The 11920-nt window shown below is 60.3% G+C and carries 9 protein-coding genes; 4 read left to right on the forward strand and 5 right to left on the reverse strand.

The annotated features are described in order from the left end of the window. Positions 1-124: 124 nt before the first annotated feature. The 4 genes from rpsD (at position 125) to FEF26_RS08910 (ending at position 4947) form a co-directional block, all read left to right on the forward strand. On the forward strand, positions 125-757 hold the full coding sequence (gene rpsD, locus FEF26_RS08895; protein WP_138253187.1) for a 30S ribosomal protein S4: 633 nt from the start codon (positions 125-127) through the stop codon (positions 755-757). Between the two features lie 207 nt (positions 758-964). Beyond that, the gene (gene alaS / locus FEF26_RS08900; RefSeq protein ID WP_138253188.1) at positions 965-3658 is read left to right on the forward strand and encodes an alanine--tRNA ligase; all 2694 of its coding nucleotides are present in this window, start codon (positions 965-967) and stop codon (positions 3656-3658) included. Positions 3659-3668: 10 nt separating this feature from the next. Beyond that, a complete protein-coding gene (gene ruvX, locus FEF26_RS08905) occupies positions 3669-4160 on the forward strand; it encodes a Holliday junction resolvase RuvX (protein ID WP_138253189.1) in 492 nt (163 codons plus the stop codon). A 40-nt stretch (positions 4161-4200) separates the two neighbouring features. Beyond that, a complete protein-coding gene (locus tag FEF26_RS08910) occupies positions 4201-4947 on the forward strand; it encodes a hypothetical protein (protein WP_138253190.1) in 747 nt (248 codons plus the stop codon). Here the strand turns inward: FEF26_RS08910 and FEF26_RS08915 are convergent. The 5 genes from FEF26_RS08915 to ruvB are packed head-to-tail and all read right to left on the reverse strand — an operon-like array spanning position 4911 to position 11915. Further along, positions 4911-7289, reverse strand: coding sequence for a RelA/SpoT family protein (locus FEF26_RS08915; protein WP_138253191.1), 2379 nt, complete (start codon positions 7287-7289; stop codon positions 4911-4913). The genes FEF26_RS08910 and FEF26_RS08915 overlap by 37 nt on opposite strands. Positions 7290-7340: 51 nt before the next feature. After that, on the reverse strand, positions 7341-8495 hold the full coding sequence (secF, locus tag FEF26_RS08920; RefSeq protein ID WP_138253192.1) for a protein translocase subunit SecF: 1155 nt from the start codon (positions 8493-8495) through the stop codon (positions 7341-7343). After that, a complete protein-coding gene (gene secD, locus FEF26_RS08925) occupies positions 8495-10417 on the reverse strand; it encodes a protein translocase subunit SecD (protein WP_138253193.1) in 1923 nt (640 codons plus the stop codon). The genes secF and secD overlap by 1 nt, the downstream gene beginning before the upstream one ends. 11 nt (positions 10418-10428) lie before the next feature. Continuing rightward, positions 10429-10860 (reverse strand): preprotein translocase subunit YajC, encoded by a 432-nt coding sequence (yajC, locus tag FEF26_RS08930; RefSeq protein WP_138253194.1) that lies wholly within the window; start codon positions 10858-10860, stop codon positions 10429-10431. 32 nt (positions 10861-10892) lie between these two features. After that, on the reverse strand, positions 10893-11915 hold the full coding sequence (ruvB, locus tag FEF26_RS08935) for a Holliday junction branch migration DNA helicase RuvB (RefSeq protein WP_138253215.1): 1023 nt from the start codon (positions 11913-11915) through the stop codon (positions 10893-10895). Between the last annotated feature and the right edge of the window lie 5 nt (positions 11916-11920).

The following is an 11920-nucleotide window of genomic DNA, read 5'->3' on the forward strand; positions in this document are numbered from 1 at the left end:
GTAGTTCACGAGCACCCGGCAGCTCGGACTCTCCTCAGTTTTCCTTCGGAGGCCAGGTCATGTCATGCCACTGCCATGACAAAGAATAAATACACATGCCGAAAGCAGAAAGAAGCATCGTTTTATGCCAAAAACTCCTTTGCGTGCGCGCCGCACAGTCAAGGCCTCCCGGGCCCTTGGCATTGCGCTGACGCCCAAGGCCCAGAAGTACCTGGACCGCCGCCCCTATGGCCCCGGCCAGCATGGCCGTACACGGCGTCGCACCGACTCTGACTACGCAGTGCGTCTGCGTGAAAAGCAGAAGCTGCGCGCCCAGTACGGTATTCGCGAGGCTCAGCTGACTCGTTACTACGAAGAAGCCAAGCGCCAGAGTGAAGGCCTGACCGGTGAAAACCTGATCGAGCTCTTGGAATCCCGCCTGGATGCCCTTGTGCTGCGTGCAGGGTTCGCCCGCACCATTGCCCAGGCGCGCCAGTTCGTGGTGCACCGCCATATTCTCGTCAATGGTAAGCGCGTGGACCGTCCGTCGTTCCGCGTCAAGCCCGGCCAGATGGTGCACGTTCACGAGCGCAGCGAGAAGTTCGAGCCATTCCAGATCGCCGCCGCAGGCGCTCACCAGGAAGTTCTCCCGGCAGTGCCGGGCTACCTGAAGGTGGACCTGGATTCTCTGCAGGCAACTCTCGTCCGCAAACCAGAGCGCGCCGAGGTTCCGGTCACCTGCGAAGAGCAGCTGGTCGTCGAGTACTACGCACGCTGACCGGTTCGGGGCCAAGCGCCCACGGAGCGTGGTGTGATCTGCTCTGCGGATCTACACACTCCACAGAACCAACGCAGAGCCCGTCGTGTCCCCCGGTGGATGCGGCGGGCTTTCTGCGTACTCCACCTCACGTAAACTGAGCCGGGCGCCAAACGCACTTGGCGCACCCCGTCGTCGTTTAGTCTGACCCGCAGGAGAGAACCACCGATGAAGTCGCAGGACATCACCCGCACCTGGTACGACTACTTCAGCGCGAAGCAGCACACCCCCGTGCCGTCAGCCTCGCTGGTGTCCCCCGAACCCTCCCTGCTGTTCACCATCGCAGGCATGGTGCCGTTCATTCCCTACTTCACCGGTGCTGAGACCCCTCCCTACCCCCGAGCGGTATCGGTCCAGAAGTGCATCCGGACTGAGGACATCGAAGAGGTGGGCAAGACGGCGCGCCACGGAACGTTCTTCCAAATGTGCGGCAACTTCAGTTTCGGCGACTACTTCAAAGAGACGGCAATCCCCATGGCATGGGAACTGCTCACCACCCCAGCAGCAGGCAACCCGGAGACGGGTCTGCGCGGATTCGGTTTGGATCCCGAGCGGCTATGGGTCACTGTCTACGAGCACGACGACGAGGCCTTCCAGATCTGGCGAGACACAGTAGGTGTGCCGGAGGACCGCATCCAACGGTTCGGCCCAGAGGACAATTACTGGACCACCGGCCAACCAGGTCCTGGGGGACCCTGTTCAGAGATCTACTACGACAGGGGCCCGGCGTATGGCGCCGAAGGCGGGCCAGCCGCCGATGAGGACCGCTATGTGGAGATCTGGAACCTGGTCTTCATGCAGTACCGTCTCTCAGCTGTCCACTCGAAATCCGAGTTTGAGGTAGCTGGGCCGCTGGAGAACAAGAACATCGACACCGGACTCGGGCTCGAACGTCTCGCGATGATCCTTCAGGGCGTCGAGAACATGTACGAAACTGACCAGGTCCGCCCCGTGCTGGACCGAGCTGCCCAGATGGCCGGTGTTACTTACACATCCACTGAAGATCCCGCCGATCCCAACCACGCAACTGATGTGCGGCTGCGAATGATCGCTGACCATACCAGAAGCGCACTCATGCTCATCTCCGATGGTGTCCGACCATCCAATGAGGGTGGCGGCTATATCCTGCGCCGACTCATCCGCCGTGTCATCCTCGGCATGCGCCTTCTGGGTGTCGAGAATCCAGTATTCGGTGAGCTCATCTCGATGTCCAAAGACGCCATGAAGGGCGTCTATCCGGAGGTCGCCGAACGTTTTGACATCATCCATGCGACTGCGGTGAAAGAGGAGCAGGCTTTCCTGCGAACGATCAGTGCTGGCACTGCAAGGCTGGAGTCAGCTGTGGCAGCCGCGAAATCAACAGGGACTCCTCTTGCCGGTGATGACGCTTTCGCTCTGCATGACACCTACGGCTTCCCCATTGACCTCACCCTGGAAATGGCTGAGGAGGCGCAGGTTCAGGTAGATCAAGAGACATTCCGCAAGCTGATGGCGGAGCAGCGCAAACGTGCTCAGGCTGATGCGAAGGCCAAGAAGTCAGGACATGCGGATACTGAGGTTTACCGGCAGCTGTTGGGTGATTCACCCACGCACTTCACGGGGTACACCGAGCATGCCACAGAGGCCAAAGTTCTCGGAATACTCGCCGCTGGCCAGCCTCGGTCAAGCGCAGCAGCCGGCCAAGAGATTGAACTCGTACTGGATGCCACGCCCTTCTACGCTGAGGCTGGCGGCCAAGCAGCCGATACCGGTCGAATCACCGGCGACGGATTCGTCATCGACGTCCAGGACGTTCAGTCACCCATCAAGGGTCTTTCAGTTCATCGAGCGAAAGTCATCGAAGGTGAAGTGTCAGTAGGGGCACGGGCGCTGAGCTCCATTGATGTGAGGCGGAGGCTTGACGCGCAGAAAGCCCATACCGCCACACATATCGTTCATGCGGCCCTTCACGATGTCCTAGGGCCCGACGCCGTCCAGGCTGGGTCCTTCAACAAGGAAGGCTACCTGCGCTTCGACTTCACCCACGATGACGCCCTCTCCCCCGGCGCCCGCCAGGAGTTGGAAGAAATATCGAACCTCTCGATCAGGGATAACCATGCCGTGGAGACCAAAACGATGGCACTGGAAGAGGCCAAAGCACTGGGCGCCATGATGCTCTTCGGTGAGAAGTACAGCGATGAGGTCCGAGTCGTGGAGGTCAATGGACCCTGGTCCCGCGAGCTTTGCGGCGGCACTCACGTGACATCAACCGCCGAAATCGGCACGCTCGCCCTGCTTTCGGAGGCCTCTGTCGGTTCCGGCAACCGTCGTGTTGAAGCCCTGGTGGGGCTCGATGCATTCAAGCACTTCGCAGCGGAACGGACCCTGGTGAACCAGCTGACTGAAATGCTCAAAGTCCCCGCCGATCAGGTACCGGATCGCATATCCTCCACACTTCAGAAGCTCAAGGAGGCCGAACGAGAGCTTGAACGGCTCCGATCCGAGCAGCTTCGCCACCAGGCAGGACAGCTCCTCGATCAAGCAGTAGATGCCGGTGGAGTCCGAGTGCTCACCCATCATGCGGGGTCAGCAGACAGTGACGACCTGCGGCAGCTCGCCATGGACCTGCGTGGTCGTTTCGGGGCACAATCGGCAGTGGTGGCTGTCGCAGGTGAGGCCAAAGGTCGACCGGTCATCGTCGTGGGCACAACGGAAGCCGCACGCAGCGAGGGCCTGTCTGCAGGTGATTTGGTTAAGCAGGCCTGTGCCGTGCTCGGCGGTGGCGGAGGTGGAAAACCGGACCTGGCCCAGGGCGGCGGACAGGATCCAGCCAAGATCACGGACGCGTTGGATTCCGTACTGTCCTCCGTTCAGAACCGGTGAAAGCCCTCCTATGAGCTCCGAACGCGCAGGCGTCCGCCTTGGCGTTGATGTCGGTGACACTCGAGTGGGACTGGCGGCCTCAGACCCGGACGCCTTACTGGCAACTCCAGTGATGACACTTCGCCGAGACAAGAACCAGGGCTCTGACCTGCGGATGATCACTCGCATCATCAAAGACCGTGGGTGCAGGGTGGTCTATGTGGGACTTCCGCTCTCACTCTCAGGCGTGGAGACCGCTTCCACTCAGAAGGCACGCGACTTTGCCCAGTCGCTGGCAGTCAGCTGTGCTGAAGAACTGCCCGAAGTGCAGGTCAGACTCATCGACGAGCGCCTCTCCACTGTTTCCGCCTCAGAGAAGATGCGCGCTTCGGGCGTCGAAGCACGCCATCAACGCTCAGGCATAGATCAGGCCGCGGCAGTGGAGATTCTCACGCACGCCCTGGACATGCGCGCCGCTTTGGGAACAGAGCCCGGCACCCCAGTTATCCACAGCTCCACGTAGGCCCTTGTGGCCATGCCCGGGCGAAGGCCATGCTGGCACTATGAAAGCAACCTCAGAAGTGCTGGACCACTTGTACCGTCCCGGAGGCACCTTTACTTCTAGCGAATTGCAGACGATGACCCACCAAGGAGTCATGCGGCACCTGATTGCCGATGTGTATGCAGAGGTTTTTGTCCCTGACTCGCCCGCGCTGCGAGCCGCAGGAGCACGAGCTCTGCTGAACCCCTCCTTGGCCGATACATCGACGCTCTGCGGTGAGAGCGCCGCCTGGGTTCACCTGGGCACCTCTCCCCCAGAGCGGATCGCCGTCATCGCCGGGCGAAGTGGTGTGTGCCATTCGTCCCCATTCGGGGTGCAGGTACATCGGGCTGCGCTCACGGAGGATGAGACACAGGTCTGCGGTCCACTGCACTGCACAACGCCGCTCCGCACCGCTGGAGACCTCTTTTGTGGGATCGGGGTGCGCCACCTACGACGAGCAGTCGACACCCTATTGGACGTCAAAGCCCGCCCTGAGCGGATCCTCCAGCAATGGCCAGCAGCCCAGGACCCTCTTCTGGGCAGAGACGATGACGTCGTCACCCTTGGGGCCGAAGATGAGAGCATTCTGCATCAGCGCTGGCATCTCATTGCCCAGCTGATGCAGAAGAGCGGCTCCAGCGCTGACGAGCTGGCGGATCTGGTGATGCAGATCGTCTCCCGCACCAGTTGGGACCATCACCGCAGAGAAAGAGTCCGGCAGTTAGCGGATCAGTGCGTTTCGCGCCGTTTGCCGACGGTTCGGTAGACGTCATAGACCCCGTCAATGCGCCGCACCGAATTCAGCACGTGGTTCAAGTAGCGCGGATCGCCCATCTCGAAGCTGAAACGCGAAACGGCCACCCTGTCTCGTGAAGTTTGAACGGTCGCGGAGAGGATATTCACCTGAGACTCCGCCAGCGTCCGGGTCACGTCTGATAGTAGGGACTTACGGTCGAGAGCCTCCACCTGGATCTCCACCAAAAAGACCGAGGATTTGGTGGGCGCCCAATCAACTTCGACGAGACGACCGGGCTGTTCCCTGAGCTGTTTGACGTTTCGGCAGTCGGCGCGGTGCACCGAGACTCCCTGGCCCCTTGTGACGAATCCTTCGATGTCATCTGGAGGAACCGGGGTGCAGCATCGCGCCAGTTTGGCCAACACATTGCCAGCACCTCTGACCGTCACACCGGCATCGGAATACTCCGATGGCCGCGTGGAGGGCGATGTGATGGGCGTGATGTCATGTTCCTCAGACTCTTCCTCGTCTGTGTCGAACAGCGAGCTCAGATGATCAAGGACGTTTTGGATGGACACGTGCTCTTCGCCGATTCCAGCGTAGAGGCCGGAAATGTCGGTGTAGTGAAGCTCTTCAGCAACTGTCAGCAGCACATCAGGATTCATGACCTTCTGCAAGGGAAGGTTTGACTTCCGAGTAGCCTTAGTGAGCATTTCCTTGCCGCGCTCAATGGATTCTTCGCGGCGTTCTTTCGAGAACCAATGACGGATCTTATTCCGAGCCCTGGCCGATTTCACGAACATCAGCCAGTCATTTGAAGGTCCTGCCCCCTCAGCCTTTGAGGTGAAGATCTCGACCCAGTCACCATGGTTGAGCTCGGAGCTCAGGGGAACCAGTTTGCCGTTAACGCGGCCACCAATGGTCTTGTGTCCAACGTCAGTATGGATCGCGTAGGCGAAGTCCACCGGAGTGGCCCCTGCCGGAAGCGAAATGACCTCGCCCTTCGGGGTGTAGACGAACACTTCTCGGGTGTTGATCTCGTTTCGCAACGATTCCAGGAATTCGTCTGGATCGGTGGTTTCGGACTGCCAGTCCACCAGGGAGCGCAGCCAGCCGATGTCCTCGGTCGCTTGTGACTGCTGGGTGGCTCCCTTTGCCATGGAAGCCGAGACGGCGGCGTCGTCCTGTTTGGCTCCCTGGCTGGGTCGCTGGTCTTGCTTGTACTTCCAATGAGCCGCAACGCCGTACTCGGCTCGCCTGTGCATCTCATGAGTGCGGATCTGCACTTCTACAGGTTTACCTGCCGGGCCCAGCACCGTGGTGTGGAGCGACTGATACATGTTGAACTTGGGCATGGCGATGTAGTCTTTGAACCTGCCCGGCAGTGGGGACCACCTGGCGTGAAGCGCACCCAGAGCGGCATAGCAGTCCCGGACGGAATCGACGAGGACTCTGACGCCCATGAGGTCGTGGATGTCGTCGAATTCCTTACCCCGGACGATCATCTTTTGGTATATCGAGTAGTAGTGCTTGGGTCGGCCCGTGATGGTCGCCGCAATACTTGACCCATTGAGGTCATCGGCAATGGTCTCGCGAACTTGGGAGAGGAACTTCTCCCTCTGAGGGGTTCGATCACCGACTAGCCGGACGATCTCCTCATACACTTTCGGGTAGAGGGCCGCGAAGGACAGATCCTCCAGCTCCCACTTCAGGGTGTTCATGCCGAGTCGGTGGGCCAGTGGGGAGAAGATCTCGAGGGTCTCTTTTGCCTTGCGCGCACTCTTCTCCGGCGGCACATAGCGCCAGGTTCGTGCATTGTGGAGCCGGTCGGCGAGCTTGATCATCAGCACCCGTATGTCCTTGGCCATGGCCAGGACCATTTTGCGCACAGTTTCTGCCTGAGCGGCGTCACCGAACTTCAGTTTGTCGAGCTTGGTGACCCCATCCACCAGTTGACTGATCTCTTCACCGAATTCCCGGGTGAGCTCTTCCAGGCTGTAGTCGGTGTCCTCGACGGTGTCGTGAAGCAGAGCGGCAGCAAGGGTGGAGCCGTTGAGGCCTAGTTCGGCAAGGATAGTGGCTACTGCCACAGGATGGGTGATGTAGGGGTCGCCCGATTTGCGCTTCTGACCTCTGTGGTGGTGCTCTGCGGCTGCGAACGCCCGACGAATCAGGGGGAAGTCGTTCTCTGAACGGTTTGCCCTTACCGCCCTGAGCAGGGGTTCCAACAGCGGGGAGTCCTCAGACTGGGCCAGTGATCCGACAGCGCGCGACCGGCGAACGGGTGCCGTGTGGCTACCCGCTGCTGTGGTGGGGTCCTGTGCGGAGGTTGTGGCCGCCGTCCCCGTAGCCGGTGCGCTGTTACTGTTCACGCTCGTGGTGCCTGCTCCCTCATGACAATTGGCATGCAATGTGGAGTCAGTCTAACGCTGTTCATCGCCTGAAGATTCCGGCGTGTCGCCACTGACGACCAAGTCCCAATCCAGGATCTCCACATCCTCCGCTTCATCAGGTTCATCCGCCTCGGGCAGCGGGGGAAAAGCGACTGGTCTTCCGTCCTCGTCCAGCGGAGTACCCGAGTACGTGACAACACCGACACCGCGCTCTTCGCGCAGGCTCAGGACAAGGTCTGTATGGGCCACGACGTCAGCGTCACCACGCCGCATTCGGGCATACAGCGGAGCCTGGACAAAAATGGTGGCAATGGTGCCGACAATGATGCCGGTGAACAGCGCAAGCGCAATGTCCCTCAGTGTGCCGGCTCCGAGCAGCCAGGAACCGATGAAGAGGATTGAGCCGACCGGCAGGATACCCACCACTGAGGTGTTGATCGATCTGACCAGTGTTTGGTTGATCGCCAGGTTGACCCGCTCCGTGAACGTCTGGTCCTTCTGATCCTGCAGCGGGCCCACGTTCTCGCGTATCTTGTCGAAGACGACCATGGTGTCGTAGAGAGCGTAGGACAGGATGGTCAGGAAACCGATGATCGCACTTGGTGTGACCTCGAAACCGGTGGCTGCGTAGATACCGACCGTGACCACCACAACGAACGCGAGACCAGCAATGGCCGCCACGGACATCTTCCACGTTCGGAAGTACAGGGCCATATAGACCGAGACCAGCAGCAGGAAGACGCCTAGGCCAATCATCATCTGTTGGGAGACATGCTCACCCCACACCGGGCCAATGAAAGTTGAGGAGACCTGGTCGGGGCCAACTCCGTAACCGTCCTGCAGTGCTTGACCGACCTCTAGAGTCTGGACGTCATCAAGCTCTTCGGTCTGAACACGGATTGTCTGATCAGTGATCTGGGTCACCACTGCGTCCTGGCCTGAGGCCTCTTGGACTGCGTCTTCACCAATCCCGATGTCAGTGTTCTCTGTCTGCGAGATTGTGAACTCACTGCCTCCGGTGAATTCGATTCCGAAGTTGAATCCCCCGCGGAAGAAAGGGACGGCGATGGCAATGGCCACCAGCAGCGCGGCGATGAGGAACCACAGGTTCGAGCGCTGCACGAACGGGTACGACCGTTCACCGGTGTAGAGCTGGTTGCCTGCTGTGGCGAATCCGGCGGCCATCAGCGATCAGCCCCTTCCGTCAGTGACCGTTCTTGGGCTTGGCGGCGATCTTCTCGAGCTTTGCGCCGCTCAGCGATCGTCATACTTGCCCACTCTTCGTCGGGGATATCGGGAACGTCACGTCTTGAATCGGACCGGGCATCATTTCCGGCGGCCCCGGGCGGAGCGGAATCGGATTCACCTACACTGCCGACGACGGCGGCAGCAGCATGGTCGGAGTAGACCACCTGAGAGCGTGCGAAACGCCCGGCCCCCTTGTACAGAACGTCCACGCCGAGCTCTCTTGCGCTCAGTCCAGAGAAGCGTTTACCGGCGGCGAAGAACTTGCGCCGGGCAAGTAGCTGCATCAGCGGGTGTGTGAAGAGGAAGACGAGAATCACATCGATCAGTGCCGTGAGCCCAAGGGTGAATGCAAAACCGCGCACATTTCCTACAGCCACCAGGTAGAGAACCACGGCGGCGATGATATTCACAGCCTTAGAAGCAAGAATCGTCCGACGAGCTCGGGACCAGCCCGCTTCGACCGCTCCTGCGAGAGACCTGCCCTCACGCAGTTCATCTTTGACGCGCTCGAAGTACACCACAAAGGAGTCCGCGGTCAGACCGATCGAGAGGATCAACCCCGCGATACCTGCCAGGGAGAGTCGGTATCCGTCTGACCACCCAAGGAGCGAGATGGCCCACCACGTGATGAGACCCACCACAATGAGAGAGGGAATGGTCACCGCCAGGGCCAGTGTTCGGTATTGATAAACAGCGTAGGCGGCCGTGAGGATCAGACCGATGATGCCGGCCAGAAGGCCCATGCGGAGTTGTTCGGAGCCGAGGGTGGCGGAGATTTGCTGCTCAGACTCAATTTGGAACGAAATTGGCAGTGAACCGTAGCGGAGCTGCTCAGCGAGGTTTCGGGCTTCCTCGTCGGTGTAACCGCCCGTGATTCGAGCATTTCCGTCGGTGATGGGGCTGATCATATTGGGGGCCACCACCACCTGGCCGTCCAGCACAATGCCGAATCGGTTCTGGGGGCTTCCCTGCTCATAGCCGAAGAGCCGTGTGGAGGACTCCCGGAACTGTTCAGTACCGTCGGCGTCAAAGTGGATGACTGTCTCATAGGCGCCCGTGGGGGTGCCGTCTTGGCGAGACTCGGTGCCCCAGCTGGCGTCGTCTATATTGTCACCATCGACGTCAACCGGACCCAGCAGCAGCACTTCGCCCGTGTCTGGGTTGCAGGTAATCAGTGGTTGATCAGGCTCCTGAGCTTCTCGCTCGGCAAGAGGCAGATCTCGCGTGCATTCGTAGTTCTGAAACTCAGCCGCGAGCTCGGGGGTGATCCAGTTCAGGTCAGAGTTGTCCTCCGGCTCGGCACTGGGCTCATCGAAGTCTTCAGGCCGAGCCTGCTCGTCTTCAGCGAAATCCTCATCCTCCTCCAGCGCCTCGACCTGGCTGAGGATCTCTTCACGCTCTTCATCTGTCAGATCCGGGTTCTCGGAGAGCTCTTCGATGCGCATCTCTTCGACGTAGCTTGTGTCGAACCGGGCATCCAACAGAGGCCTGAATTCCATAGCAGCACTGGCCTGGATAAGCTCGCGGGTCTCCTCATCGGGCACCCCGGGCATACCAACAACGACGTTCTCAGCGCCCTGGACTGCGATTTCTGCCTCGGCCACACCTGTGCCGTCAACGCGTTGGCGGATGATCTCCACGGCTTGCTCGAGCTGGTCGTCGTCGATCTCCTCACCGGTTTCCACCTGAGGTGAGAGCACCATTTGGGTCCCGCCCTCCAAGTCGAGGGCCAGTAGCGGGGCCCACTGGGCCTGTCCCTGCTGGACCCCATAAGCGAGTCCGCCGCCCATGCCGATGAGCAGCAGAAAGAGAACGACGAGTGCGGCCCGAGCCCTCCGCACGGGTTTGGATGCGGCCATAAGGTGTGCTGCTACCGAGGATCGGAGTTGTCAGGCGCGGTGGGGTCAGTATCGGTCTGATCCTGATCCAGCGCATCAATGTCAGACTCCTGGCCGGGAACAGGCTCGACGACCTGCTGGACGGCCTGAAGGAGGAAGTCGATGCGGTCTCCATTGGAGAATTCCAGTGTGATGCGCTGACGTTCGTCATCTCGGCTCACCACACGGCCCACGATGCCGCCTGCGGTGACTACTTCAGCGCCGACTACGGCTCCCTCATTGGCTTTGCGGACGTCCTCACGCATCTTTCGGCTACGCCGCCAGGTCGCGAAGATGAACAGGGCCAGCAGGCCGAACATCAGGAGCATGAAGATGGCGCTACCGCCAGTTTCACCGGCTTCTCCGCCGGCGACGGGGGCGTTTGCGGCCACGGTGAACAGGTGCAGTGTCAGGGAGTCAATCACAACCGGCTACCCTAACAGCACAAGCTGGACATTCACTCATCCCAGAGCGGGGAAGTCTTCTCATCAGTCTGCGGCGGAGGCGTGAGTCCCAGGTGGTGCCAGGCAGCTTCGGTCGCAACGCGGCCTCGTGGGGTTCGTGCTAGGAGGCCTTCGCGAACCAGATACGGCTCTGCGACAGTTTCCACGGTCTCTGTCTCCTCTCCCACTAGGATCGCAAGCGTCGACAGGCCGACTGGCCCTCCACGGAACTTCTTACACAGGGCTTCCAGCACGGCACGGTCCAGCCGGTCCAGGCCAAGTGAATCCACCTCGTAGGTATCAAGGGCCCGGGAGGCTGCCTCCAAGTCCACGAGGTCTACGCCGTGCACCAGCGCCCAGTCCCGAACACGCCGAAGAAGACGGTTGGCGATGCGAGGTGTGCCTCGCGACCGGGACGAGATCTCAACGAATCCTTCGGAGGTCACCTTCATGTCGAGCATTCCTGCGGAACGGCGCAGCACCTTCTGCAGCTCTTCCGGGCTGTAGAACTCCAGGTGGCCGGTGAAGCCGAACCGGTCCCGAAGAGGTCCGGGGAGCAGACCTGCCCGGGTTGTTGCGCCAACAAGTGTGAAGGGAGAGAGTTCGAGTGGGATTGATGTCGCGCCAGCTCCCTTTCCCACGATGATGTCCACACGGAAGTCTTCCATGGCGATGTAGAGCATCTCTTCGGCAGGCCTGGACATTCTGTGAATTTCATCGATGAACAGCACCTCACCGTCGGTCAACGAGGACAGAATGGCTGCCAGATCACCAGCATGCTGGATAGCGGGACCCGATGTGATGCGCAGAGCCGCCTGCATCTCAGCTGCGATAATCATGGCCAGCGTAGTTTTGCCCAGACCCGGCGGACCTGAAAGCAGCACATGGTCAGCCGCTGTGTTCCGCATACGTGATGATTGCAGAACCAGAGACAGCTGAGTGCGGACGGTGGCCTGTCCCACAAAGTCATCGAGAGCTTTGGGACGCAGGGCTGCTTCGAGAGCCTTCTCTTCTACAGCAGGGGCTGCTCCGACCAGCTCCC

The sequence above is a fragment of the Nesterenkonia salmonea genome, assembly GCF_005771525.1.
Lineage (GTDB): Bacteria > Actinomycetota > Actinomycetes > Actinomycetales > Micrococcaceae > Nesterenkonia > Nesterenkonia salmonea.